This window comes from Simplicispira psychrophila DSM 11588, assembly GCF_000688255.1.
GTDB lineage: Bacteria > Pseudomonadota > Gammaproteobacteria > Burkholderiales > Burkholderiaceae_C > Simplicispira > Simplicispira psychrophila.
Genome location: NZ_JHYS01000004.1, coordinates 226,412 through 253,121 on the forward strand (window position 1 = coordinate 226,412; position 26,710 = coordinate 253,121).

A 26,710-nucleotide genomic window follows, 5' to 3' on the forward strand; every position below is an offset into this window, starting at 1 on the left:
ACGCTCCATGGCCAACCGCGAAGCACTTCGAGAGCTCCAGATACGTCTTGCCAGCCGCCTGCAGGCTGCGAGAACGGAGGGCTTGTCCGTCTCTTCCTGGCTGGCGATCGAGTCGGCTGGGAAGTTCTATTTATTGCCACTGGCCCACGCCGGCGAGATTTTTCCGCGCTCTGTTGTGCAGCCCGTGCCGTATACCCAAAAATGGTTTCTGGGCGTGGCCAATCTGCGTGGCGGTCTGGTCGGTGTGATTGATCTGGCCGGCTTGCTCGGGCAAGCGCAGCAACGCACCGAGCAAGCCATGGCAGAGACCAGCTTGCTGTCTCTGAATGCGGCTCTGGAGGTGAATGCTGCGCTGCTTATTGATCGCTTGGCAGGCTTGCGCGGCACCGATGCCTTTGTGTCTTCCGAGCCCCCCGCAGAGGACGCACCGGTTTTTTTTGGTACGACCTATCTTGATTCCAGCGGCACCCGCTGGCAGGAGCTGGATTTGCAGGCCCTGTCCCAACATCCCGCATTTTTGAGCATCCGTGCTTGAGTTCCCTGTAAGGCTGCACCATGTCTGTCGTGAAACAATTCGGAAAATTTTTCGGCCGTGCCCCGCAAGCATCGGCGGCCGGGGTCAATTTCCCCGCAGCCATGGGCCACGATGCCCTCGCCGATGAAGCCCTGGATGCGTCGCAATTGCGCAGCCCCTATCCGGGCGATGCCTTGAACAGTGTGCAGGGCGAACCGAGTGCCTATGGCGCCGATTCCCTTTTGCCGGACGCCGAGCCGGACGCCGATACCGTTTCTTTGCCGCTGCTGGGACGCGGTACGGCCGGCAGTCTGCAAAAACGCCTGCTGGTGCTGCTGGCGATTGGCGTTGTGGTGCTGGCCTTGATTGCTGGCTGGGTGCTGCAGCAGGCCGATCGGGCTGCGCAGCAACTGGCGGCTACCGGTCAGTCCCTGATGCAGTCGCAGCGTTTGGCCAAATCGGTGTCACAGGCGCTGGTGGGCAGTCCGCAGGCGTTCCCTGACGTGGTCGAAAGCTCGGGCGTGCTGGCGCGTAACGTGCGCGCGCTGAACGCGGGGGATGCGGAGCTGGGTGTACAGGCTTTGGGTGAAGCGTTTCAGAGCGATCTGACGGCCATCACGCCGCTGATGGAGCGCGCCGAGCGCAACGCCAGCATGGTGATGGGACAGCAAAAAATTCTGACCCGGGTGGGTGATGCCCTGCGCACCATCAACCGCCAATCGGCAGAACTGCTGGAGATCGCTGAAACGGTGTCTTCCTTGAAGCTGCAGCAAAACGCCTCGGTCGCCGAGATTTCTGCCGCCGGCCAGTTGGTCATGCTGACCCAGCGCATCGGTAAATCAGCCAACGAATTCCAGACCACCGAAGGCGTGAGCCCCGAGGCGGTATTTTTGCTGGGCAAAGACTTGAACGCGTTCAAGGAAATCGCCCAAGGCCTGCTCGATGGCAGCGCCGAGCAGCATTTGACCGCCACCAAAGACCTGCAGACGCGCGAGCAATTGGGTGCTTTGATCAAGTTGTACGAAGAAACACGCACACAGGCCGGCGCCATTCTGGGCAACCTGCAGGGGCTGGTGTCGGCGCGCGAAGCGCAAACCTCCATCCTCGCCGATAGCGAGCCACTGCGCCGCCAGATGGAGGGCTTGCAAAGCAAGCTCTCCGCCCAGACCGGCATGGGTGCGGGCCAGTTTGCGGCTCTGCTGTTGGCCGGCTTGTTCGTGTTGTTGTGCGGTGTCGGTATCTCGCGGGTGCAGTTGCTCGACAGCCGGGGGCGCCAGAAAGTGGCTGAGTTGCAACACCGGGATGCCCAGCGCCAAGAGCATGAGGCCAAGCGCGTCAACGATGCCAACCAAGCGGCCATTTTGCGTCTGATGAACGAATTGCAGTCGGTGGCCGAGGGCGATCTGACCCAGGAAGCCACCGTGACCGAAGACATCACCGGCGCCATTGCCGACTCGGTCAACTACACGGTGGAAGAGTTGCGACAACTGGTCGGCAGCGTGCAAAACACGGTGACCCGGGTGGCACACACCACCGCCCAGGTCGATAGCACTTCGACTGAATTGCTGGCGGCCTCGACTGAGCAACTGCGCGAGATTCGCGAAACTGGCCGCTCGGTGCTGGACATGGCCTCGCGTATCAATGTGGTGTCGTCCCAGGCGCAAGAGTCCGCTGCCGTGGCTCGCCAGTCGCTGCAGGCGGCAGATACTGGTTTGCAGGCGGTACAAAACGCGATTGGTGGTATGAATTCCATCCGCGATCAGATCCAGGATACCTCCAAGCGCATCAAGCGGCTGGGCGAATCGTCACAAGAGATTGGCGAAATCACTGAACTGATTTCTGACATTACCGAGCAGACCAACGTGTTGGCGCTGAACGCCGCCATCCAGGCCGCTTCGGCTGGTGAGGCCGGACGCGGCTTTTCGGTGGTGGCGGAAGAAGTGCAGCGACTGGCGGAGCGCTCCGCTGATGCCACGCGCCAGATTTCTGCGCTGGTGAAGGCCATTCAGACCGACACCCAGGACGCTGTGGCCGCCATGGAGCGCTCCACGCAAGGGGTGGTTGAAGGCGCGCGCCTGTCGGACAGCGCCGGTACCGCCCTGTCTGAAATTGACTTGGTGTCACGCCGCCTGGCCGATCTGATTGAGCAAATTTCCACTTCCACGTCGCACGAGGCCACCATGGCCAACGAAGTGGCTGAGAACATCCAGCATATTTTTGCGGTGACCGAGCAGACCGGCGAAGGCACCCGCAGCACGGCGCAGCAGGTGCGTGAACTCTCCCACATGGCGGAAGAACTGCGCCAGTCGGTGGCTCGGTTCAAGATTGCCTGACGCCCTGAATAACGAACGGGCTCTGTGCAGCCGGGAACGAATCCATGTCATCTACTGATGCTGTCAATGCACCAACCGCTGAACACGCCCAGGACGATCAAGACCTAGGCCCGCTCGCCTGGGTTCTGGACGAACTGCGTAAATCCCTGGATGCGGCCGTGAAGGCCTTGCGCCGCTTTGTCCATGACGCCCAAGTGGCAGGCGAATCGGATCTGGCTGCGCTGGATGCTGCGCCCTTGCGCATGGCCCGCCAGCAACTGCACCAGGCCAGTGGTGCGCTTGAAATGGTCGGCATGGCCTCGCCGGCGCTGCTGTTGCGCTCCATGGAAGCGGCGGTGCAAAAATTCATCCAGCGGCCTGAATTGTGTACCGAGGACGCCGCTGGCGCGCTGGAGCGCGCCAGTTTTGCGCTGAGTGAATACCTTGAAAACGTGCTGGCCGGCAAGTCGGTCTCGCCCGTCACGCTGTTTCCGCAATACCGCGATGTGCAGAGCTTGAGCGGCGCCACCCGCGTCCATCCAGCCGATCTGTGGCCGGTGGAGCGGCGTTTCCGCGAGCCCGATCTGGCGGTGACGGCGCTGCCCCTGGAATACGGGCCAGCGGCGCGCTCGCGCCTCGACCAAGCGGTGCTGCGGATCGTCAAAGCCGGCGATCTGGCTGCTGCGCGGGATATGCGCGACACCTGTCTGGGCTTTGCCGCTGGCCAGACTGAGCGGCAGGCGCGGTCTTTCTGGAAGCTCGGTGCCGCTTTTTTTGAAGCCTTCAGCCAAGGCCTGTTCACGACCGATGTCTACGTCAAGCGCGTCGCTTCGCGCGTGCTGATGCAGTACGCGACGCTGACCAAGGGTGATCCCGAGATTGCCGACCGGTTGGTGCAAGACCTGCTGTTCTTCTGTTCGCAGGCCCGCCAGCCAGAGCCTGGTCAGGCGCCGGCACTGGAGGCGGTGCGCAAGACGTTCACGCTGGAGCGTTTCAGCCCGGTTGATTACGAGGCGCGGCGTTTTGGGCGTTTCGATCCGGCGGTGCTGGCGCAGGCACGCAAGCGCATTGCCGCCGCCACTGAAACCTGGTCGGCCCTGGCGGGCGGTGACCGCAACAAACTCAAGCCGGCGGCAGACCAGTTCAGTCTGGTGTGTGATTCGCTGCGCAAGCTGCACCGCAGCAGCGAAAGTCTGGCGTTGGCGCTGACCAAAGCGGTGGACATGACAGTGCGCTCGGCGGAGCCGCCTTCTGCGTCATTGGCCATGGAAGTCGCCACTTCGGTGCTGTATTTGCAGGCGGTGCTGGAAGAACTCGATACGTCGGATGAGCAAATGGCCAGCCGCGCCCAGCGCCTGGCCGAGCGCCTGGACAGCGTGTGCTCGGGCGCCGAGCCCGATCCGCTGGAATTGTGGATGGAAGACCTGTATCGCCGCGTCAGCGATCACCAGACCATGGGCAGTGTGGTCAGTGAGCTGCGCGCGACGCTGGGCGAGGCCGAGCGGGCCATGGACCAGTTCTTCCGCAGTCCGCAAGAGACGACGCTGTTGACGCCAGTGCCGGGGCACCTGGCGCAGATGCGTGGCGTGCTGTCGGTGCTGGGTCTGGACCAAGCCTCGCTGGCCGTGGTGCGTATGCGTGACACGGTCGAGCGCCTTCTGATTGGCGAGGAGACCGACGAGGCCGCGCGCCAACGCACCTTTGAAAAAATTGCCAACAGCTTGGGTGCCCTGGGCTTTTTGATTGACATGCTGAGCTACCAGCGTGCGTTGGCGCGCAAGTTGTTTGTCTATGACGAAGCATTGGGTGAACTGCGCGTATTGATGGGACGTGCCAAAGCACCTGTGGATGTCGAAGACGAGGATGACAATGAAGTTGATTACGGCGATACCGTGATCGATGAGTCGCTGCTGGCGCCTGCGCTGGCCCACGCTGCGCTGCACACCGACGCCAAAGCCCGTACGGCCGATACCGTCCCGGCTCCCCTCCTGTCTGTCGATTTCGATCTGGCAGCGTCAGATGCTGTTGCGCAGACCGATGTCCCCGAACCTATGGTGCTGGACTTCGAGGTGCCCGAATCGGTGCTGGCGCCTGTGGTGCCGACGCCGCCAGCGCCTGTGGTGGCACCAGCATCGATCACAGTGCGGGAGCTTGAAGTCGATGCCGAATTGCTCGGTATTTTTCTGGAAGAAGTGCGCGAAGTCGTCACCAATGGATTGGCGGCTGTCGCAGCCCTGAAGGACGCACCGGGCGAACTGAGCGAGCAGACGACTTTGCGTCGGGCCTTTCATACGCTCAAGGGCAGTTCTCGCATGGTCGGGCTGAACGCGTTTGGCGAGGCTGGCTGGTCGATGGAGCAACTGCTGAACGCCTGGCTGGCAGAGCAAAAGCCGGTACGCCCACCGTTGTTGCAGTTGGCACAACGTGCTCTGGAATGCTTTGGCCAATGGGCCGATGCGATTGCCAACGGCGATGCGAGCGCTTGGCAAGCGGCGCCCTTCAGCCGTGCGGCCGATGCCATGCGTCTGCATGGCACTGAGTTGCCGCTGGAACTGCCGGGAGCGCAAGCACCAGCGCCTGCGTCGGCAGCAGAGCCACAGCTTGCAGCGCCCGAATTGGCGCCTGATCCAGTGTCCGAGCCGGAGTGGCCTGCTGTCCCTGCGCCCGAGGCATTGCAGCCCTCGGTGAGCGAAGTGGATGTCGATGTGTTCAGCGGTACAGCGCCCGATGCGCCGGTGCCCGCCAACATCTCTCCTACCCCAGCAGAGGAGCCTTTGCCGGCGTTGGATGCATTTGATCTGGATCTGGATTTTCCCGCCATGGTGGCGGACGTCGAGTTGGATGAGGCAGCTTTGGCAGCTCCGGCCATAGCCGATGAAGTTGATTTCTCTGAATTTTCTGCTGCTCTGGAAGTGCAGGCAGCCGGGCAGGAACCAGGGCAGGGCGTGGACAGTGCGGCAGAGCCCGTCATGGATGCCTTGCCGGAAATATCCCTGGATCTGGCGCAGCAGCCAGAGTTGCCCGCAATGGACGCTGCATTGCCAGCAGAGGCGGTAGAGGCGGCAGATACAGATGGCTTGTTGGACTTTTTGGCATTTGATCTGCCGCAGACCGCGCCAGAAGAGGCGAATGCACTGGAGACCCTGGAGGCTCTGGCGTTGCAGCAGGGGCCGTCAATCACTGAAGTAGCAGAAGCGGCGGAAGCGGCCGCCGTCGCGCAAGCCGAAGCCGAAGCCGAAGTTGTCCGGATCGCTGAAGCAGCCGAAGCCGAAGCCGAAGCCACCAGGACGGCTGAAGCGGCTCAAGAAGCTGAGGCCCTTCGTGTGGCTGAAATTGCCGCTGCCGCTGCCGCTGCTGCTGAAGCCGCAGCGCTTGCCGAAGCCGCAGCCGCCCGGATCGTTGAAGCGGCCGAAGCCGAAGCCGAAGCCGAAGCCGAAGCCGAAGCCGAAGCCGAAGCCGAAGCCGAAGCCGCCAAGATAGCCAAAGCGGCTGAAGAGGCTGAAGCCCTGCGTGCTGCTGAAGCTGTTGCTACTGCGCAAGCCGAGGTCCTTCGTGCCGCTGAAGCCGCAGCTGCCGCCGAAGCTGAAGCCGTCCGAGTCGCCGAAGCGGAAGCCGCCAGGATAGCCAAAGAGGCTAAAGAGGCCAAAGAGGCCAAAGAGGCTGAAGCCCTGCGTGCTGCTGAAATCGCCGCCGCCGCCGCCGCTGCCGAAGCCGAAGCCGAAGCAGAAGCCGCCCGGATCGCTGCAGCGGCCGAAGCCCAAGCTGCTGCCGAAGCCGCCAGAATCGAGGAAGCCGCGCAGGTCGCCAAGGCGCTGCAAGAGGAAGCCGAGGCGAACGAAGCCGTGAAGGTGATTGGCTCGCTGCGCATTGGCATTCCTTTGTACAACGTCTACTTGAACGAAGCCGATGAGTGGTCGCGTCGTTTGGTGACCAGTTTGCAAGAGTGGTCGATGGAGTTGCACCGTCCGCTGCCGGATACGGCGGTGGCCTTGGCGCACTCCATGGCGGGCAGTTCTGCCACCGTGGGCTTTATGGCGCTGTCGGAAACGGCCCGCTTGCTGGAGCACGCGCTCAACCATGTGCAGTTGCAGGCGGAAGGCCTGCCCGAGCAGGCGGCGGTTTTCTTGGCTGCAGCTGAAGACATGCGCCGCTTGCTGCACCAGTTTGCGGCCGGGTTCCTGAAAGAGTCGAACCCGTTGGTGCTGGAGAATTTGCGCCAGATTCTTCAAACCGAAATTTCGACCACGTTGTCGCCGCCGCTGGAGGACGATGACGATCCGTTTGCCGCAGAATTTGCCGCCATCCTCGATGCCGAGGAAGCCGCGTTTCTGCAGGCGGAGGCACCCTTGGTGCCTGCGCCTGCGCTCCCGGTCGCGCCGGCGTTGTCGTTGCTGTCGCCGCCGTCTGCTGAGCCACCAGCGGTGCCCGAAACTGCCGCTGCAGCGCCAGCCGCCGCAGCCGTTGAAAACATCGATGACGACATTGACGTCTTCGATGTGATTGACCCGGACCTGTTTCAGTTCTTCGAAGAAGAGGCCATTGAGCTGTTGCCCCGTCTGGGTGGCGCTATACGCCAATGGGTGGCGCGACCCGAAAATATGGGCGCACGCAACGAGGTATTGCGTGCCCTGCACACCCTCAAAGGCAGTGCACGCTTGGCCGGTGCGATGCGCCTGGGCGAAATGTCGCACCGCCTGGAATCCAGCATTGAGCAGTTCGATGTCGATACGGTGAACTCGGCGCAGCTGGAGCCATTGCTGGGCAGTTTTGACAATTTGCAGAGCAACTTTGACGCCTTGCGCGCTCTCAGCGCGCAAGCCTTGACCGAGCCGGTGGTGGTGCAGCCCTTGGACTTAACGTCTGCCGCTGTGAGTCCGGTGACGGATACGGATACGGATACGGCGCTTGTGGCGCCGGCTGTGGCGCCGCCGCTGGCCGCGCGGGCGCAGGCGACGCCTGTGGTCGCTGCGCCATTGCGCGCTGCCGCCAGCCAGTCGGTGCGCGTGCGCGCCCAGTTGCTCGATCGCTTGATCAACCAAGCCGGCGAGGTGATGATCACGCGCTCACGCATGGTGGCGCGTCTGGGTCAGATCAAGGGCTCCATGGGGGAGTTGACGAGTAACCTCGACCGCTTGCGCCAGCAGCTGCGGGACATTGAAATGCAGTCCGAGTCGCAGATGCAGTCGCGCCTGGCGCTGTCCAAAGACTCCGCCGCAGGTTTTGACCCGCTGGAGTTTGACCGCTTCACGCGCGTGCAAGAGTTGACCCGGATGATGGCCGAGTCGGTCAACGACGTGGCCACGGTGCAGCGCAATCTGCAGCGCGCCATGGATGGCACCGAAGATGATTTGATTGCCCAGGGCCGCCAAGCGCGCGAGTTGCAGCGTGATTTGCTGCATACGCGCATGGTGGAGTTTGAAGGCATCTCCGAGCGGCTGTATGCCGTGGTACGCCAAAGCTCGAAAGAACTGGGCAAGCAGGTCAAGCTCGATATCACCGGCGGCTCGATTGAAATGGACCGGGGCGTGCTCGACCGCATGACGCCGGCCTTCGAGCACTTATTGCGCAATTGCGTCGCCCACGGCATTGAGTCGCCGGCTGAGCGCCAGGCGGCAGGCAAACCAGCGACGGGCACCATCACCATCGGCTTGCGCCACGAAGGCAACGACGTGTCCGTTCAATTCCAGGACGATGGCGCCGGTCTGAATGTCGCCCGCATCCGTGCCAAGGCGCTGGCCCAAGGCCTGATTGGAGCCGATGTCGATATCAGCGATGCCGAGGCGGCCGAGCTGATTTTCATGCCCGGTTTTACGACGGCGACGCAAGTGACAGGGTTGTCCGGTCGCGGGGTCGGCATGGACGTGGTGCGCTCTGAAATCAATGCTCTGGGTGGGCGCATCGAGACCCAGTCCAAAGAAGGCCAGGGCATGAACTTTCGCATGGTGCTGCCGCTGACCACGGCAGTGACGCAGGTGGTGATGCTGCGCGCGGGCGACTTGTCCATCGGCGTGCCGGCCAACCTGATCGAAGTGGTGCGCCGCGTGCCCCAGGCCGATCTGGCGCAGGCCTACCGCACCGGTCAGTTTGAGGCGGGGGGCGAGCAGGTGCCTTTTTATTGGGCGGGTGGCCTGCTGCAAGCCTCGCAGATGAGTAAAGAAGGTGTCGGCAAGACGCGTCCGGTGGTGGTGTTTCGCAGCGCTTCGCAGCGCATTGCCATGCACATCGATGAAGTGCTGGGCAACCAGGAAGTGGTGGTCAAAAATCTCGGCCCGCAGCTGTCGCGCCTGCCGGGACTGGCGGGCATGTCGGTGCTGGCGTCTGGTGCGGTGGTGCTGATCTACAACCCGGTGGCACTGTCCACGGTGTATGGCGACAAAGTGCGCCAGGCCGGCAAGGCGGCGATGGACGCGGCGGCCGTAGCGGCAGCCGCCTCAGCGCAGGCCCAGGTGCAAGCGGCGGCAGCACCAGCGCAGCCGAACACCGGGCCAGCGCTGCGGCTGCCCGGGCAAGTGCCGCTGGTGCTGGTGGTGGACGACTCCATCACCGTGCGCCGCGTCACCCAGCGCCTGCTGCAGCGCGAAGGCTACCGCGTCGCCTTGGCGGCCGATGGTCTGCTGGCGCTGGAGCGCTTGCAAGAAGAGCGGCCCACCGTGGTGCTGTCCGACATTGAAATGCCGCGCATGGACGGTTTTGATCTGGCGCGCAACATCCGCGCCGACAAGCATCTGACCGGTTTGCCGATCATCATGATTACCTCGCGCATCGCTGAGAAGCACCGCCAGCATGCCATGGAACTGGGCGCCAACCACTACCTGGGCAAGCCCTACGCGGACGAGGAGCTGCTCAGTCTGATCCGGCATTACGCTGAACTGGAAGCCGCGCACGTCGAGGCATAAGCCGGGCTGCTGACCCAGCCTGCCGTCCTCCTCCCCAGGGCCGCTTTGTGCGGCCCTGGGGCTTTTTGGCGGCACAAAGTCAGCCTAAAAGCAACAGAAAAAATGTTGCATCTGGCGCCTGAGCCACCGGGCAGAGAGGGCACAGGTTGGCCGTTAAAATTGGTGAATGTCTGCCGCTATATCCACCCCCAACCTGACGCACCATTTCCTCATTGCGATGCCGGGCCTGGAAGACGCTGCCTTTGCGCGCAGTGTGATTTATGTGTGTGAACACAGCCCGCGCGGCGCGCTCGGGCTGATCATCAACAAACCCACCGACATCACCCTCCCGAGTCTTTTTGAGCGCATCGAGCTCAATTTTGGCCGCGCAGATCTGCGCGAGACGCCGGTTTTTTTGGGTGGGCCGGTGCAGACCGAACGCGGTTTTGTCTTGCACGACCCGATGCGCGGTGCCGACGAGGCCAGCGAAGAATCAGGCTATGCCTCGACCCTGCGCATTCCCGGCGGGTTGGACATGACCACCTCCAAGGACGTGCTGGAAGCCCTGTCCTCAGGCGCCGGCCCGCACCGCGTGCTGGTCACGCTGGGTTACGCGTCGTGGGGCGAGGGCCAGCTCGAATCCGAACTGGCAGAAAACAGCTGGCTCACGGTGGAGGCCGATATGGGGCTGATTTTTGATACCCCGGTGGCCGAGCGCTACGACGGCGCCTTGGGCCTGCTGGGATTGCAGGCTTGGCGCCTGGCACCACAGGCGGGACACGCATGACGGCGCCGCAGTCCGTCCCCGTCCCCGTACCAGACCACTTGCAGAGTTTTCTGGCCCTGGACTTGGGCCTCAAGCGCACCGGTGTCGCCGTTGGCAACCGTCTGCTGCGCAGCGCCACACCGCAGGCCACCATCCGCGCTGAGGGCGACGCGCGTTTTGCCCAAGTGGCTGCGCGTTTGGCTGAATGGCAGCCCGAGGCGCTGGTCATCGGCGTGCCCTACCACCCCGACGGCGCCAGCCACGAGAACACCGCGCGCGCGCTGAAGTTTGCGCGCCAACTGCGCGGGCGCTTTGGTCTGCCGGTGTTCGAGGTGGATGAGCGCTATAGCACCACCGAAGCCCTGGCCGGCGGCGCGCGCGACGCCGACGCGGCCTCGGCCTGCATCATCTTGGAACAGTTTTTGAGGAATCTTTCATGACCGCTCCCCTTTCCGCCAGCGCCGCCCGTGCTGGTAGCCTGGTGCTCGACGCCGAGGCCTTGTACGGCGAACTGCTGCGCGGCGTACGCAGCCTGCGCACGCTGGACACGCGCTTGGCTGGCATTGCCTCGGGCGGTGCCTGGCTGGCTGAGCGTCTGCAGCACGACCTGGGACTCGACGGCGCCGCCGGTGTGCTGTCTTCGGCCATGCACCGTGACGACTTTGCCCAGCGCGGCCTGAGCGCCAGCGCCCAGACCACGCTGCCATTTGACGTCAACGGTGCCGATATCTTGCTGCTGGACGACGTGCTCTACACCGGCCGCACTGTGCGCGCCGTGCTCAACGAGCTGTACGACTATGGCCGTCCAGCGCGCGTGCGTCTGGCGGTGCTGGTCGATCGCGGTGGGCGCGAACTGCCGGTGCAGGCCGACTTTGCCGCCGCACGCGTGGCGCTGCCTGGCACCCAATCGCTGGCACTGGCGCGCACCGACGCTGGCGCCTTCCATTTCCAGATTTGCGAGGTTTGATCCGTGCTGCACCAGCGCAACCCCCAACTCAATACCCATGGCGAGCTGCTTCACCTGCTGTCCATCGAGGGTCTGCCGCGCGACATCGTCACGCACATCCTCGACACGGCCGCCAACTTTGTCTCGGTGAACGACCGCGAGGTCAAGAAAGTGCCGCTGCTGCGCGGCAAAAGCGTCTTCAACCTGTTTTTTGAAAACAGCACCCGCACGCGCACGACGTTCGAGATTGCCGCCAAGCGCCTGTCGGCCGATGTGCTGAACCTCGACATTGCGCGTAGCTCGGCCAGCAAGGGCGAGTCGCTGCTCGACACCATCGCCAACCTGTCGGCCATGGCGGCCGATCTGTTTGTGGTGCGCCACAGCGAATCGGGCGCCCCGTATCTGATCGCCCAGCATGTGGCGCCGCACGTCCACGTCATCAACGCCGGCGACGGGCGCCACGCCCACCCGACGCAGGGGCTGCTGGACCTGTACACCATCCGACACTACAAAAAAGACTTCAGTAACCTGACCGTGGCCATCGTCGGTGATGTGCTGCACTCGCGCGTGGCGCGCTCGGACATCCACGGCCTCACCACCTTGGGCTGCGCCGAAGTGCGCGTGGTCGGGCCGCGCACCCTGGTGCCGGCAGATATGGCGCCGATGGGCGTGCGCGTCTGCCATACGTTGGAAGAGGGCATCAAGGACGCCGACGTGATCATCATGTTGCGCCTGCAAAACGAGCGCATGAACGGGGCCTTGCTGCCGTCCAGCCAGGAGTATTTCAAGAGCTTTGGCCTGACGCCCGAGAAGCTGCAACTGGCCCAACCCGATGCCATCGTCATGCACCCCGGCCCGATCAACCGCGGCGTCGAGATCGACTCGGCCGTGGTCGATGGTCCGCAAAGCGTGATCCTGCCGCAGGTCACTTTCGGCATTGCCGTGCGCATGGCGGTGATGTCGATCATCGCCGGCAACGAGGCATGATTGCTATTTATTTAGTAGCTATTGGCGCTTGTTGCATAAGCGCTAGAGGCTCATTTGGCATAAAACCATGAAGATACTCATCCAGAACGGCCGCGTCATTGATCCCGCCAGCGGCTTTGACCAGATCTGCGACATTGCGCTGGCGGCGGGTCGCATCATGGGCATGGATCGGGTCGCGCCCGACTTTGCGCCGCACCGCGTCATTGACGCAACCGGCTGCATCGTGCTGCCGGGTTTGGTCGATTTGGCGGCGCGCCTGCGCGAGCCCGGTTATGAGCACGAAGGCATGTTGGAGTCAGAAATGGCTGCCGCCGTCGCCGGTGGTGTCACCAGCCTGGTCTGCCCGCCCGACACCGACCCGGTACTGGACGAGCCCGGCTTGGTCGAAATGCTGAAATTTCGCGCGCAAAAGCTGCACCAGGCGCGCCTGTTCCCGCTCGGCGCACTGACGCGTGGTCTGGCCGGCGAAGTGCTGACCGAAATGCTGGAGCTGACCGAGTCCGGCTGCGTCGGTTTTGGCCAAGCCGAAGTGCCGCTGGTCAGCACCCAGGTGCTGCAACGCGCGCTGCAATACGCCGCCACCTTTGGCTATACCGTCTGGCTGCGCCCGCAAGAGCTGTACTTGGGCAAAGGCGTGGCCGCCAGCGGTGCGCTGGCCACACGGCTGGGGCTATCGGGCATTCCGGTGGCGGCAGAAACCATTGCCTTGCACACGATTTTTGAGCTGCTGCGTAGCACCGGCGCCCGCGTCCATCTGTGCCGCATCAGCAGCGCCGCGGGTATCGAGCTGGTGCGCGGCGCCAAGGCGCAAGGCTTGAACGTGACCTGCGACATCAGCATCAACACGCTGCACCTGACGGAAAACGACATCGGCTTCTTCGACAGCCGCGCCCGCCTGACGCCACCGCTGCGCCAGCAACGCGACCGCGACGCCCTGCGCGCGGCGCTGCTAGACGGCACGGTGGACGCGCTGGTGTCTGACCACACGCCGGTCGATGCAGACGCCAAGACGCTGCCGTTCGCCGAGGCCGAGCCGGGTGCCACCGGGTTGGAGTTGTTGCTCAGCCTCGCGCTGAAGTGGTCGCAAGACAGCGGCGCGCCGTTGGTGCGTGCGCTGGCTGTCGTGACCAGTGCGCCGGCGCAGGTGCTGGGCAGTGCGCTGGGAACGCTGCAGGCCAGCGTCGGCCAGTTGGTCGAGGGCGGTGTGGGTGATGTCTGCATCTTCGATCCGAACGGCGCCTGGACGGTGCGGGATGACACGCTGCGCAGCCAGGGCAAGCACACGCCGTTCACCGGCTACGAGCTGCCGGGGCGGGTGCGGTGTACGTTGGTGGGTGGGCAGATGGCCTTTGAACGGTCCGCCTGAGTTTGGCGCTGGTGCTGTTGCGCACTAGCGCGCTCTTTGCTGAGGGCGGGGGCCGCGCAAACTCGCTGCGCTCAAACAGCGCGCGGCCCTGATCCGCCTGAAGCTGCGCTCCTCGGCGCAGCCAGACGGGGGTTGAGGAGATGGACAGCCAACAGCCGAAAAGCCACCCTGCCATCACGGCCAGCGGCGCTGAATACGCCACTGCGCTGTTGACATCTCCGGGGGCATCAAGCATTCAAAAACAATAGCTGCAACCGCAAGTATCCATTCGATTTCAGGTGGCTTTCTATCGGGAACCCTATAAATACGTGCGGTATACGCTCACTTTTTAGATGGCCACCGACACCTCGCGCTTCGCGCGCAAAGGTCATGACGTGGTCTAGTTCGGCGCGGATGCCGATCCCTTCAGCGACGGCGTGGGTCAGCAAGGTCTGGCCATTGGCCAAACGCAGGATGTAGAGAAACTCTGAGTCGCGCAATGTGAAGCCCATCGCGGTTGTGGTGACCTTTTTGTAGATAGCGTGCGAATGGCCCGTTATGCCCCGTTATGCCCCGTTGCGGCCACTCGCTGCTTGCCCACCAATGTCAGGAATGCTGCGATAGCTGCCCTTCAACGTGGCAAAGTGCTGAGGCAACAGGCTCCTGCGAGCGAAGACGTGTGCGTCGACATCGTTTTACGTGTTCTATTGAAAAATAGGATGGCACAAATTAGCTATATGGTTCGCCGCCACTGTTCATGAAGTGAAAAATTAATCTTGTCTGATGAGTTCGTTTTACTACCAGATTCGATCATTTGAGATGCTTACCCCCGTGAAACCAATCGCACTGTAGATAGGAAATTTCCTCTTGTTAATCAGTCAGGAGCATTCCCCGACAAAAGTCCTTGTACCTCGGCAATAAGTTCTACCAAAAGGTCAGCAACCAAGCGCACCCGCGGCGAGCGCCGGACATCGGGGTGCACGACCAGCCAGAGCTGTCGCAATGTCGAATCAACTGGTGCAGGCACAGAACACAAACCGCTGTCGTTTACCGCGAGAAAATGCGGGAGCACCGCTACACCTAGTCCCGAGCGCGCCGCATTGAGCAAGGCCGCAAGGTCATTACTCCGGAAGATGAAACGTCGTCCGTTAGCGATGCGATTGAGCCATTGCTGCTGCGCTACCTGACGCAGGCTCTCGTCATAGCCGAGAAACTCCCAATCTGCCTCAGGCTGCGTTGTATATCCATGAGCGGCATAGAGCCCGTAGCTCAATTCGCCAATAGAACGTGCGGTCAGCCCTGGCGCCGATGGCCGTGATAAGCGGATAGCTAGATCAGCTTCGCCTCTGGCGAGATGTGCATCACGGATATCACCGACGATTTCCAAATTGATATTCCGCCATCGTTCTCGCATTGCAGCCAGACGCGGCACAAGCAAATGGCTGGCAAGAACAGGCGGTGCTGATACCCGGACGGTGCCGTGCAATGAAGAAACTCCCAAAGCTGCCCGCGCAAACCCCTGAGCTTCATCATCAAGCCGGCTAGCTTGGGTGACCAGCGTCTCTCCCTCCTGCGTCAATGACCAGGCTTTAGGCAAGCGATCAAAGAGCTTGATGCCAAGTGACAGTTCTAGGGCCTCGACCCGTCTAGCTACTGTCGAGTGTTCGACCTTGAGTAACCTTGCCGTCCCTGAAAGGCTGCCGATGCGCGCCAATTCAAGAAAGTAGCGAATGTCGTCCCATTGCAGGCGGCGGAGCTCACCGTTAATGCTATCTGTGTTTTTTTGCACAGTAGATGCTAGCAATTTGAGAATTGATAGTCAAATTTGATAAATATAAGATTCGCTGGCCCGTTCAAAGACCAGGAAAACAAAATGCCAAAGCTTGAATCCGTCCTTGACTCCTCAGCCGCTTCCCAGATTGTCATCCGCCAATATGGTGATGCATCGGCACTGACCGCAGTTGAGGTTTCGCTTCCACCGCCAGCAGCCGGCGAAATCCGCGTACGCCATACCGCTATCGGTGTGAACTATGTCGACATCTACCATCGGACCGGCCTCTACGCGCTGCCAGCGTTGCCGGCAGTTCTTGGTGTCGAGGCGGCCGGGGTCATTGAAGCCCTTGGGCCGAATGTCGATAGTTTGCATGTCGGCCAACGTATCGCCTACGCCGGGCTACCTACCGGTAGCTATGCCAGCGCCCGCAACCTGCCAGCCTGCAAGGCCATCCCACTGCCTGACGACGTCGCCGACGATGCAGTTGCCAGCCTACTTTTGCGGGGCATTACCGCCCACATGTTGCTGACCTACGTTTATCCCCTGAAAGCCGGCGATACCGTACTCGTGCACGCTGCTGCGGGTGGCCTTGGATTGGTCCTCGTCCAGTGGGCAAAATCGATGGGCGCCCGCGTTATAGGCACGGTCAGCACGCAAGCAAAGGCGGAATTGGCGATCGAACACGGCCTCGACCACGCCATACGCTATCGAGCAGAAGACTTCGTTGCGGCTGCGAAAGCTCTGACCGATGGGCAAGGCGTCGATTACGCCATTGATGGCATTGGTGGCAAGACGCTGATTGACAGCTTAGGTTGCGTGCGACCCTACGGCATGATCGCCAGTGTCGGGCAGGTGGCAGGCGACCCCGGTCCGCTTGATATTGCATTGCTCGGCCCAGCGCGTTCAGTAGCTCTCTCACGACCAGGGGTCATGCGTTTCATGACAGATAGGGCACGTTATCGAGAAGGCGCGCTAGCCACCATCAGGCAGTTACAAAATGGCCTGCGTCCAACCATCGACGCGATCATGCCCTTAAGCCAAGCAGAACAAGCACATCGTAGATTGGAGTCCGGCGCAACCGTCGGTTCCGTCCTCCTGCGCCCCTAATTCATAAATTCGAGGTTATCGATGTTATTTCTCATCCTGCTTGACTACGTGCGCCCTTTGGCCGAAGTTGAACTTCACATCGCCGAGCATCGCGCATTTCTGACCCACCATTACGCGGCGGGCCACTTTTTACTTTCGGGAAGGAAAGAGCCCCGGACTGGTGGCGTCATTCTCGCCCGGGCCACCTCGTTGGACGAGGTGACGCAATGGATTGCCGACGACCCCTTTCGTAAGTCCGGAGTCGCGAGTTACGAAATCATTGCTTGGGAAGCAACCATGGTAGCGGAAGGTATGCCGAAATTCTGACAGCGAGAGGTCGGCCAATGACAAATTTTGCACAGCCGATCAGCCACGTGGGTGCGACGACAAACGCAGCGCTACTTTGTGCTACCCGATAGAGTCTATTCATGCTTGGCGCATTTATCCTAATCTTGTTTTTTCGTAGTATTTCATTTTCTTCCATGCGGAATACGATCGCGGCATATTATTAACTCAAAGTCTCATCGCGAGCATGGACTGTATTGAAGAGGAGTCGTCATGAAATCCAATCACTTATTGCCGGTTGCAATCGAAGCGTTGTCGGCTTCAATTCGGACTGTACCCTCGAATTACCCGCAAGAATTCGCCAAACGAATGCATGGCAGGGAAAAGCGGCCGCTGGGATCTTTGTTTGGTATCGATAACTTCGGTGTAAATCTGACCATGCTGCTCCCAGGTGCGATCTCCGCACTCCGCCATGGCCATTCACGTCAAGACGAGTTTGTCTATGTGCTTCAAGGCACTCCAACACTGCGCACCGATGAGGGCGACACCCTACTGGCACCCGGCATGTGCGCAGGTTTCCCAGCGAGAACGGGCAACGGACATCAATTGCTGAACCTCTCCAATGAAGAGTGCGTCTATCTCGAAGTTGGCGACCGTTCGAGTGGAGACGAGGTGTATTACCCCGATGACGATCTGCAGGCGATTTTGCTAGACGGGCGTTGGCAGTTCACCCATAAGGACGGGACTCCTTACTGATTTTTAGATTGCACTTCAATGGAATAAAAAATGACAGTTTTTCGCGCCAAAGATTTCAGTGCCGAGCGAGCTTGGGATTCACTCGATATTGCACAAATGAACGGCATCTCCGTTCGCATGCATTGGACGGATCAGCCCTACAGCTGGCATGTCAACGATGGACAAGAGGTATTTGCAATACTTGATGGGCAGGTACAAATGCATGTCAGGCGGGCAGACCAAAAGGAAGTATTCGATTTACAGACCGGTGACGTTTTTTTTGCTGACGTTGGTTGCGAGCACTTAGCTTATCCGCAGGGTGAGGCACGTATTTTGGTAGTCGAACACGTCGGATCTAAATAACTGGCGAGCCTCAACATTCGTCGAAAAAGACAAGTGCTGATGAATCCTGGGGCGTGTTATTAAAGTCAATGGAGCCATTTCATGGCGCCCACCAAGCAGGCGATGCTGAGAAAGCGGGAATCAAGTTTCTCATAGCGCGTTGCCACACTTCGGTAGACTTTCATATGCTGAAACAGGTTCTCCACCAAATGGCGCGCCCGGTACTTGAGCGTATCAAACGCTCTTTTTTCTTTGAGATTGGCCTTGGGTGGAATGACTCATCCCATTACACACAACTCATAGCTGCGTGCGGGCAAAGTGGGTAGCCGCTCGGCCAACAGCACCGAACGTGCGTTCAGGCGCGGATCGCCCAGCTTCAAGGTCTTGAATTCGTCTTGCGCCCAGCGCATGAAAGGCCTGCCTGAATGAAAAAGTGCCTATGGGAGCGCATCGGGGAGTTGTGTGTAATGGGATGGGGTTAGGGAGGCTGCCTCAACTTTTAGGCAGCCTTGTTTCATTAGAACTTCATGGACTCACCATCTTCAGGAATCATCACCCGATCCTGAATTTTGTTTTCTTGCACAAAGGCGCGCAATTCCTTGCGGCTGAGCGACATGTGGTTCACGACATCCATATGTACAGCCACGATGGCCGCCTTGGGCGCTGCCTTGGTGGCCTGTAGGGTGTCCTGCTTGCCCATGATGATGGGATGCTCCTCAAAACCACTCATGAGCGCGCTTCCCGTGTTCAGGATCACCACGTCTGGCTTGTGCTGCTTCAATGCTTGATCCACTTCCTGGCGCCATACGGTGTCGCCGGCGACATAGACCGTTTTGGCTTTGGGCGCAGAAAACACGACGCCCATGACGGGGCCCATTGCTTCAGCACGTGCAGGGTCTGCAAACCACAAATCACTGCCGTGCTGGCCACCGGTCTTGCTCAGTTTCACGCCGTTGAACGTGGTTGTGCCCTTGAGGACACGCACATCCTTGAAGCCTTGACCCCGAATTGTTTTGGCATCCACGTCGTTTTGCACAAACACCGGCATGTTCTTAGGAATCTGCTGTTGCGCAGCTTCGTCCCAGTGATCTGTGTGGGTGTGGGTCACCACGACGGCTTCGACGCTATTCAACACGTCATCGACCGAGAAAGGCAGGTCTGCCAATGGGTTGCGCAACTCGCTGCGGTAGGTGCCTGGAAAGCCCGGGAAGGCGCCCTTGGGTGAGAGCATGGGATCGACCAGAAACGTAGTGCCTGAGAAATCGATCTTGACGGTGGCATTTCGTATCAGCTGGACTGTGACAGCGTCGGCTACAGGCGTTGTAGCTGCAAAAGAGCTGGTGCCGGAGTAGGCTGTGCCGCAGGCGACAAGCAGTGCGATGCCACCCAGGGCTACGGCACTGCGCAAAGGGTTAAAGACTTTCATGGGGGTTTCCTTTTCAATCATTTGCTGATGGCGCGCAATGGAGATTTCCGTTTTGCGTTGGGGTCAATTTTGCGGATGGACAGGGTTTTGCACCATTGGCCCAAATGACATCCATAGATATAATTGGGCCATTCTTTCTTTATTGAAACTTGTTTCTGGAGACTCCATGCAGCCCGTCCGTGTCGCAGTGCTTGCTTTCGAGGGTGTCAGCCTTTTTCACCTTTCGGTGCCGGGCATCGTGTTCGGCGTGGCGCCAGCACCCAGCGGACTGCCGCCGTACGAAGTGCGGTACTGCGCGCCGACGCCCGGCCGTGTGCGCTGCGACCAAGGCATGGAGATTGAGGTGCCAGGCGGCCTTGACGCTATGGACGATGCCGACCTTGTCATTGTTCCTGCGTGGAACCATCCCGAAGACGTTGCCCCCGCTGTTCTGACCGATGCACTGCGCAACGCCCACACTCGCGGTTCCCAGGTTGTCGGCCTGTGCCTGGGCGCCTTCGTGCTGGGGGATGCAGGCTTGTTGGACGGGCGCCGCGCGACGACCCATTGGGCCTGTCGTGACCTCTTTGCCGAGCGCTTTCCGCTGGCTCACTTCCTCCCGGACGTGCTGTATGTGGACGACGACAACATCATGACGTCTGCCGGGACGGTCGCTGCGATTGACTGCTGCCTGAACCTTGTGCGTCAGCGTCATGGCGCGGACGTTGCCAACCGCGTGGCGAGGCTGCTGGTGACTCCGCCGCACCGCCAAGGCGGACAGGCGCAATACATCGAGCAGCCGGTGCCTGCACTGCCCAGCGAGAACCGTTTACCGGGCGTGCTGGAGTGGGCACGCGAGCATTTGTCAGAGCCGCTGTCGCTGGATGCACTGGCCGACATAGCGCGCATGAGTCGGCGAACCTTCACCCGACGTTTTCGTGAGGCCACGGGCACTACCTTCGTCAAGTGGCTGGCTGCCGAGCGGATTGTGCGGGCGCAGCAGTTGCTGGAAACCACGGATTTGTCGATGGAGCGCGTTGCGACCGAGGTGGGCTTTGGCGCCGCGCTGTCCCTGCGTCAGCACTTTGCAAGTCAGCTACACACTTCACCCTCTGCATATAGGCGTCTCTTTTGTGAACGCCAACAAGGCGCTTTGAACGCCCCGATCACCAGAGATAGCTGACAGAAAGTCATGCCGCATCGAATGAGCTGTTGAGGTATGTGCGGACGCTCCAGTGCCAAGCTCGAATCGATGGACTGGCGCAGGGAGCGCGCATGGGCGCTGTAGTAATGGCCATGCCCCAATCCAGAGGGCGGCGGTAAGCACCTCTCGCCTGCAGATGGGGCCGTTGCTATGCTCAGTCGATATAAAAAATCATAGCTAATAGCGCTCGTATTTATTGGTTTTCAGATGTTTTTTATATTGAACTCCAATAAGAGCACGCGCTAGTAGCTCACTTTTTAGATGACGGCTTATTTTTTACGCCGGTGTTAGCGCCCATTCGACCCGGTTGCGCCCAGCGGTTTTGCCACGGTAAAGGGCTTCGTCGGCTTGCCGCATGGCTTCTTCGAAAGCATGCGTACCCGTGAATGGGTGCGACATCCCAATCGTGATCGTGCAGCGCAAAGGATGGTCGATGCCGGTGACGCAGAGCACCTGATTTTCGATGGCTGCGCGCAAGCGCTCCGCCAAGTGCAGGGCTTCCTGAGCGTCGATATCCAGGCAGATGGCGACAAACTCTTCTCCGCCAATACGGCTTGCCAGGTCGCCACTGCGCACCGTGGTACGTAGTACCTTTGCCACCTGACACAGCAGCGCATCTCCGGTGGGGTGGCCATAGGTATCGTTGACGTGCTTGAAGTGGTCGATGTCCAAAATCAACAAGTGCGCAGGCATGGCTTTGCGGGAATTGAAATGCCGCTGCAGCCTTTCTGTCAGCCCACGGCGGTTGCGTAACTGCGTCATCGGATCGCGCGCAGCCACGTCGCGCAGCTCATCCGTCAGGCGGCGCAGCACCAGCCACACCATGGATGGCGGCAACACCGTGGCCAGCGAGGACATATAGATGTAGAACACCATCTGAAAATTCCGATCCATCTGCAATGCCTCCAAACCGCCATCCAGCAGCTTCCAGAGCTTGAGTGCGTTGAGCACGCAGATGCCGCTGATGAGGAGAGCAAAAAATACCATTTCTCCATATAAATCTTTGGCAAAGGTGCGCACGCCATAGACCACGGTGAGAGTCATGGCGAAGAAAAGCAGTGCCGCCATGCCTGACAGCATGGCGTAACGGGCGACCGGGCCCAGGCTCCATTGCACCAGTACTTGCGCCGCAGCGTACGCCACGGAAAATGCGACCAGTGGACGCCACCAAGGGAAGGAATACCCAAAAAAACGCATGGCACCCAACCAATAGGCAATGGGCGCGGCCAAGGTGAGGATGTGATTGAACACACTCATCACGCTCCAAGCGGGGCCTCCTTCTATCAGTTGCAGCGCATAGGCCAAACCCAAGAGGAGGTTGCCTAAGGCAAATAAATCCATCCCCATTTTGTTGCCCTGCAGGCGTTTGCCGATAAGCAAAAACATCACCGAAAAGCACAGCAAGTGCGCGCACAGCATGCCAACAAGAATAGTTGCAACCATGGAGACCTCAATGGGGGCAAGGAGAGGCTGATTGTCCGGTGTAACGGCGGGTAATCAAGCCGGGCAATCCCCGGTAGCGCTGGTTTTGCGCTTTTTACGCCTCACGCGCAAAGGTCACCACATGGTCCAGCTCAGCGCGGATACCAATCCATTCGCCGACGGCGTGATCGTGGTGGCTGGGGACATGGGCCAGCAAGGTCTGGCCGCTGGCCAGGCGCAGGGTGTAGAGAAATTCCGAGCCGCGAAACGCCTTGCGCACAATTTGCGCCTGCACCTTGGATGCATCGTCGTGCACGATGTCGTCGGCGCGCAGCAGGATGTCACATTCGCCACCAGGGTAGAGCGAGGGCAGGGGGCATTCGGTCATGTTGGACAAATCGCCCAGCGGGGTGTGTACCACCACCCCTGCCGGCAGCTGCTCCAGCGTCGCCGGGGCGAAGACGCCGTGGCCGATGAAGTCGGCGACAAAACGCGTGTCTGGGCGGTGGTACAGCGTGTACGCATCGTCCCACTGGTGCAGCGTGCCCTGGTGCATCACGCCGATCACGTCGCCAATGGCAAAGGCTTCCAGCTGGTCGTGCGTGACAAACAGGGCGGTGGCGCCGGCGGCCTTCAAAATGCCGCGCACCTCGTGTGCCAGGCGCTCGCGCAAATCGACATCGAGATTCGAGAACGGCTCGTCCAGCAGCATCAGTTGCGGGCGCGGCGCCAGGGCGCGTGCCAGTGCCACGCGCTGCTGCTGGCCACCGGACAATTCGTGTGGAAAGCGCGCTTCGCTACCTTCCAGCCCGACCAGGTGCAGCACTTCGGCCACGCGCGTGGCTTGTTCAGCGCGCGGCAGTTGGTGGATGCCAAACGCCACGTTGCGGCCGACGCTCAGGTGCGGAAACAGGGCGTAGTCCTGGAACACCATGCCGATACGCCGCTCTTCCGGTGCCAGGCTGTGCTGTGGCCCGCCAACCAGTTGCTTATTCAAGTGGATGCTGCCGGCGCTGACCGGCTCCAAGCCGGCGACGGCGCGCAACAGGGTGGTTTTGCCGCATCCCGACGGCCCAATCAGCACACCGATTTGCCCGGCGCGCAGGCCAAAGTTGGCGTTGTGTACCGCAGCTTGCGCCTGACCGGCGTAGTGCACTTCCAATTCAGAGACGGCTAAATACATAGGGTGCTGATTGTAGGAGGGTGTGAATGCGTAAAATTCGCATTTACCTGCATGGGCCTTGTGTCTGCAGCCAATTTTTTACCACCGAGTTTTTCCCTTGCCACGCTTTTTTGCTGCCCTGCGCTCCCTTCCGCTGATCGCACTGGCCGGCCTGCTGGCCTTGCCGGTGCTGGCTTTGTTGGCATCGTGGTTGCCGTGGGGCCAGGCGGATGTCTCCAGCGGCGCCATCCTGCGCGAGATGGCCTCTACGGTGCTGCCCGGCTACCTCTGGACGACGCTGTGGCTGGGCCTATGGGTGGCGGTCGGCGCAGCGGTGGTCGGCACGGCGACGGCGGCGGCCGTTACGCTCTTTGAGTTTCCGGGGCGGCGCCAGCTGGAATGGCTACTTCTGTTGCCGCTGGCGATGCCGGCCTATGTCACGGCGTATGCGTACACCGATTTTTTGCAATACAGCGGCCCGCTGCAGGTCGGCCTGCGCGACACTTTTGGCCTGGAAGGGCGCTTGCTGCCCGAGGTGCGCAGCCTGTGGGGCGCGATTGGGGTGTTCACCTTTGCGCTTTACCCGTATGTGTACCTGCTGGCCCGCGCCGCGTTGGGCGACCGCGCTGCGCATTTGATGGAAGCCGCCCGCCTGCTGGGCGCGCCACTGCGGCGCCGTATCAGCACCATTGCCCTGCCGCTGGCCCGTCCGGCGGTGGCGGCGGGGGTGGCGTTGGCGCTGATGGAAACCCTGGCCGACTTTGGCGTGACCAGCTACTTTGGCATTCAGACCTTCACCACCGGCATCCTGAAAGCCTGGCTGTCGATGGACAACCGCTTTGCGGCGGCGCAGCTGGCGACGATGTTGCTGGCGTTAGTGCTGCTCCTCTTGTGGCTGGAGCACCGTGCCGAGCGCCGTTTGCGCTTCACCGCCAAAGGCAGCGGCCACGCCGGCGCCACCGAGGCGCAGCCGGTGGCTTTGCGCGGTGGTGCGCGGTGGTTGGCCTGGGGCGTGTGCACGCTGCCGGTGCTGATGGGCTTTGTTGCGCCGGTGCTGTTCATGCTGCGCCCGCTGGCATCGGACTGGTCGGTGCTGCCGTGGGATCGGTTTCTGGAATGGGGCTGGAACAGCGTGCGCTTGGGCGGCATTACCGCTGCGCTGGCGGTGGCGGTGGCGTTGTCGCTGGCGTTTGCCGTGCGCCGCCGCCCGACGTGGCTGACGCGCAGCGTGGTGCAGCTGGCCAGCGTCGGTTATGCCGTGCCCGGTGCAGTGATCGTCGTTGGCCTGCTGCTGCCGGTCGGCTGGCTGCAAAGCGTGGCGCCGCAGTGGGGTGTGGGCGCGCTGGTGACGACCACGGCGGTCGGCATTGTCTGGGCTTATCTGGTGCGCTTTTGTGCGGTGGCGCTGCAATCGGTGCAAAGCGGTTATGTGCGCATTCCCGTCAGTCTGGACGACTCGGCGCGCATGTTGGGCGCCAGCAGTTTGCGTCTAATGACGCAAGTGCATTGGCCGCTGCTCAAGCGCTCGACGGCAGCGGCGGCATTACTGGTATTTGTGGATGTGATGAAAGAGCTGCCGGCCACCATGGTGCTGCGGCCGTTCAACAGCGATACGCTGGCGGTGGTGGCCTACCAACTGGCGCGCGATGAGCGCTTGGGCGAGGCGGCGCTGCCGTCGCTGGCGTTGGTGTTGGTCGGACTGGTGCCGGTGTTGCTGCTGAGCCGCACGCTGCGCTCGGCGCCGCCGCCGGTGCGCGCCGCCGCAGTCGTTGCGGTCGATGAAAGCGCTGTCGTCGAAGCAGTGGGCAAGACGCGCTCGCTGACCGCCTGAGACGCTGTTTTTTGTGTTTTGACTTTTGAAGGAGCCCACCATGGACGACGGCATCACGATTTATCACAACCCGCGTTGCAGCAATTCGCGCGCCGTACTGGCGTTGCTGCAAGAGCGCCACTTGGCGCCGCGCATCGTTGAATACCTCACCACCCCCCTGGACCGCGACCATCTGCAAGCCCTGGTGACCGCCACCGGCGTACCACTGCGCGAGTTGTTGCGCAGCAAAGAGGCGTTGTACCAAGAGTTGGATTTGGGCAATCCGGCCGGCACCGAGGATCAGCTGCTGGACGCCGTGTTGCTGCACCCGGTGCTGCTGAACCGCCCTATCGTGGTCACCCCGCAGGGCGCCTTGCTGTGCCGCCCGCCCGAGCGGGTGCTGGAGTTGTTGCCGCCGGCCTGAGCCACGGGCCGGGAGAGCACAGTGGCCAGCAGCTGCGCGCTGTTGTCGCAATGCGTTTACGGTGCTAGCCCCAAGCGCCCAGCAATGCCGGCAAACACCAGAATGGCTATCTGCCCTGCGAAGCACATTTAAGGAAACTCTGCAAAACCTCCTCCGTTGTCTGGCAGGCGTCAGCCTGCCATGGCATCCTCTTTGCCCATGAAGTAATCGAGCCTTGATCTGAACCTGAGCACCAGAAGAACCCGCAAGCAGGAGTTTCTGGCCCAGATGGAACGCGTGGTCCCCTGGACTGCGCTGGTCGAGCTCATCGCCCCGTACTACCCCGAAGGCAAGAACGGCCGCCCACCCTTTGCGCTGGAGACCATGCTGCGAGTTGCATTTCATGCAGCAATGGTTCAGCTTGTCAGAGTCGGCCATGGAAGAGGCCTTCTTCGATACGCCTTTGTTGCGCGAATTTGCCCAGCTTGACGCCCATGGCCGGCTGCCCGATGAGAGCACCATCCTGCGTTTCCGCCACCGGCTGGAGCGCCATAAATTGGCCGATCAGCTCCTGGCCACCGTCAATGACCTGCTCGAGCAGCGCGGCCTGCTGCTCAGGGCCGGCACGGCAGTCGATGCCACACTGATCGCCGCACCCCGCTCCACCAAGAACAAAGCCAAGGAGCGCGACCCTGAGATGCATTCGAGCCAGAAAGGCAAGCAGTGGTATTTTGGGATGAAGGCACACATCGGCGTAGATGCTGACTCAGGGCTGGTACACACCGTGCGCGGCACCTCGGGCAATGTGGCCGACGTCACTGAAGGCAACAGCTTGCTGCATGGCGCAGAAACCGATGTCTACGGTGATGCTGGCTACCAGGGCTCGCACAAGCGAGCTGATGCTAAAGAGGGAGTCACTTGGCATGTGGCGCTGCGCCCGGGTAAGCGCAAAGCGCTGGACAAGGAAAACAATCCCATCGATGCCCTGACTGACTTGCTGGAGAAGGTCTTGGCCGGCATCCGTGCCAAGGTTGAGCATCCGTTCAGAGTGCTCAAGCGCCAAGTTGGCTACGAGAAGGTGCGCTACCGGGGATTGAAGAAGAACACGCTGCAACTCAAGACGCTGTTTGCGCTGTCAAACCTGTGGATGCTTCGCCATACGTTGATGGCGACGCAGGGGTGAGTGCGCCCAAAAACAGGGCGAGGGCTGCGAATGCGGCAGAAACGCTCCCAGCGGGGAGCGAAAAAGCATGAATTCATGCCTGCTCAGTGCAATATTGCATCCAGTGAAAAATCCAGTGCCTGTAGCACGCTCAGTTATGAGTTTTTCAGACCAT

At 61.1% G+C, this 26,710-nt stretch carries 22 protein-coding genes; 16 read left to right on the forward strand and 6 right to left on the reverse strand.

The annotated features are described in order from the left end of the window. Positions 1–7: 7 nt before the first annotated feature. From Q390_RS0106445 to Q390_RS0106480, 8 genes are all read left to right on the forward strand, one after another. Positions 8–535, forward strand: coding sequence for a chemotaxis protein CheW (locus tag Q390_RS0106445; RefSeq protein WP_027995323.1), 528 nt, complete (start codon positions 8–10; stop codon positions 533–535). Positions 536–555: 20 nt separating this feature from the next. Further along, positions 556–2,847: a methyl-accepting chemotaxis protein gene (locus tag Q390_RS0106450; protein WP_027995324.1), complete on the forward strand. Its 2,292-nt coding sequence runs from the start codon at positions 556–558 to the stop codon at positions 2,845–2,847. A gap of 44 nt (positions 2,848–2,891) precedes the next feature. Continuing rightward, on the forward strand, positions 2,892–9,722 hold the full coding sequence (locus Q390_RS17770) for a hybrid sensor histidine kinase/response regulator (RefSeq protein ID WP_037472377.1): 6,831 nt from the start codon (positions 2,892–2,894) through the stop codon (positions 9,720–9,722). Between the two features lie 166 nt (positions 9,723–9,888). After that, entirely contained in the window at positions 9,889–10,488 is a 600-nt protein-coding gene (locus Q390_RS0106460; protein ID WP_027995325.1) for a YqgE/AlgH family protein, read from the forward strand. Then, entirely contained in the window at positions 10,485–10,907 is a 423-nt protein-coding gene (ruvX, locus tag Q390_RS0106465) for a Holliday junction resolvase RuvX (RefSeq protein ID WP_027995326.1), read from the forward strand. Before Q390_RS0106460 ends, ruvX begins: the two co-directional genes overlap by 4 nt. Continuing rightward, a complete protein-coding gene (pyrR, locus tag Q390_RS0106470) occupies positions 10,904–11,434 on the forward strand; it encodes a bifunctional pyr operon transcriptional regulator/uracil phosphoribosyltransferase PyrR (RefSeq protein ID WP_027995327.1) in 531 nt (176 codons plus the stop codon). Before ruvX ends, pyrR begins: the two co-directional genes overlap by 4 nt. Positions 11,435–11,437: 3 nt before the next feature. After that, positions 11,438–12,400 carry an aspartate carbamoyltransferase catalytic subunit gene (locus Q390_RS0106475; RefSeq protein ID WP_027995328.1) on the forward strand — a complete coding sequence of 321 codons (963 nt, stop codon included), beginning with the start codon at positions 11,438–11,440 and terminating at the stop codon, positions 12,398–12,400. Positions 12,401–12,467: 67 nt separating this feature from the next. Continuing rightward, positions 12,468–13,766: a dihydroorotase gene (locus tag Q390_RS0106480; protein WP_027995329.1), complete on the forward strand. Its 1,299-nt coding sequence runs from the start codon at positions 12,468–12,470 to the stop codon at positions 13,764–13,766. A 227-nt stretch (positions 13,767–13,993) separates the two neighbouring features. Here the strand turns inward: Q390_RS0106480 and Q390_RS20145 are convergent, their stop codons facing one another. Further along, a complete protein-coding gene (locus Q390_RS20145) occupies positions 13,994–14,257 on the reverse strand; it encodes a hypothetical protein (RefSeq protein WP_027995330.1) in 264 nt (87 codons plus the stop codon). Positions 14,258–14,619: 362 nt separating this feature from the next. After that, complete coding sequence (locus Q390_RS0106490) at positions 14,620–15,534, reverse strand: LysR family transcriptional regulator (RefSeq protein WP_245606873.1); 915 nt, start codon at positions 15,532–15,534, stop codon at positions 14,620–14,622. Between the two features lie 84 nt (positions 15,535–15,618). Between Q390_RS0106490 and Q390_RS0106495 the strand changes: the two genes are divergently transcribed. The 4 genes from Q390_RS0106495 (at position 15,619) to Q390_RS0106510 (ending at position 17,988) form a co-directional block, all read left to right on the forward strand. Beyond that, entirely contained in the window at positions 15,619–16,626 is a 1,008-nt protein-coding gene (locus Q390_RS0106495; protein ID WP_027995332.1) for a quinone oxidoreductase family protein, read from the forward strand. A gap of 21 nt (positions 16,627–16,647) precedes the next feature. Next, on the forward strand, positions 16,648–16,932 hold the full coding sequence (locus tag Q390_RS0106500; protein ID WP_027995333.1) for a YciI family protein: 285 nt from the start codon (positions 16,648–16,650) through the stop codon (positions 16,930–16,932). Positions 16,933–17,163: 231 nt separating this feature from the next. Continuing rightward, positions 17,164–17,646, forward strand: coding sequence for a cupin domain-containing protein (locus tag Q390_RS0106505; RefSeq protein ID WP_027995334.1), 483 nt, complete (start codon positions 17,164–17,166; stop codon positions 17,644–17,646). Positions 17,647–17,676: 30 nt separating this feature from the next. Further along, positions 17,677–17,988, forward strand: a complete 312-nt coding sequence (locus Q390_RS0106510; protein ID WP_027995335.1) for a cupin domain-containing protein — start codon at positions 17,677–17,679, stop codon at positions 17,986–17,988. Positions 17,989–18,245: 257 nt separating this feature from the next. On the opposite strand, the gene Q390_RS19415 is transcribed toward Q390_RS0106510, so the two are convergent. Continuing rightward, a complete protein-coding gene (locus Q390_RS19415; RefSeq protein WP_084153799.1) occupies positions 18,246–18,377 on the reverse strand; it encodes an IS4/Tn5 family transposase DNA-binding protein in 132 nt (43 codons plus the stop codon). 107 nt (positions 18,378–18,484) lie between these two features. Beyond that, the gene (locus Q390_RS0106520; protein WP_051603090.1) at positions 18,485–19,393 is read right to left on the reverse strand and encodes an MBL fold metallo-hydrolase; all 909 of its coding nucleotides are present in this window, start codon (positions 19,391–19,393) and stop codon (positions 18,485–18,487) included. Positions 19,394–19,559: 166 nt separating this feature from the next. Here Q390_RS0106520 and Q390_RS0106525 point away from each other — a divergent pair, with 166 nt between their 5' ends. Continuing rightward, positions 19,560–20,555, forward strand: a complete 996-nt coding sequence (locus Q390_RS0106525; protein ID WP_027995337.1) for a GlxA family transcriptional regulator — start codon at positions 19,560–19,562, stop codon at positions 20,553–20,555. A gap of 297 nt (positions 20,556–20,852) precedes the next feature. On the opposite strand, the gene Q390_RS0106530 is transcribed toward Q390_RS0106525, so the two are convergent. Next, positions 20,853–22,019 carry a GGDEF domain-containing protein gene (locus Q390_RS0106530; protein WP_027995338.1) on the reverse strand — a complete coding sequence of 389 codons (1,167 nt, stop codon included), beginning with the start codon at positions 22,017–22,019 and terminating at the stop codon, positions 20,853–20,855. A gap of 94 nt (positions 22,020–22,113) precedes the next feature. Continuing rightward, positions 22,114–23,181, reverse strand: coding sequence for an ABC transporter ATP-binding protein (locus tag Q390_RS0106535; protein ID WP_027995339.1), 1,068 nt, complete (start codon positions 23,179–23,181; stop codon positions 22,114–22,116). A 97-nt stretch (positions 23,182–23,278) separates the two neighbouring features. On the opposite strand from Q390_RS0106535, the gene Q390_RS17775 reads away from it, so the two are divergent. The 3 genes from Q390_RS17775 to Q390_RS17780 all read left to right on the forward strand — a co-directional run bounded on the left by Q390_RS17775 (position 23,279) and on the right by Q390_RS17780 (position 26,556). Then, the gene (locus Q390_RS17775; RefSeq protein ID WP_084153800.1) at positions 23,279–24,991 is read left to right on the forward strand and encodes an ABC transporter permease; all 1,713 of its coding nucleotides are present in this window, start codon (positions 23,279–23,281) and stop codon (positions 24,989–24,991) included. Positions 24,992–25,031: 40 nt separating this feature from the next. Next, on the forward strand, positions 25,032–25,394 hold the full coding sequence (gene arsC / locus Q390_RS0106545; protein ID WP_027995340.1) for an arsenate reductase (glutaredoxin): 363 nt from the start codon (positions 25,032–25,034) through the stop codon (positions 25,392–25,394). A 219-nt stretch (positions 25,395–25,613) separates the two neighbouring features. Next, positions 25,614–26,556, forward strand: a protein-coding gene (locus Q390_RS17780; protein WP_156949847.1) for an IS5 family transposase whose coding sequence is annotated in 2 segments (ribosomal slippage) — positions 25,614–25,769 and positions 25,771–26,556 — 942 coding nt in all. Because the reading frame shifts where the segments join, the coding sequence is not laid out codon by codon here. Positions 26,557–26,710: the final 154 nt, after the last annotated feature.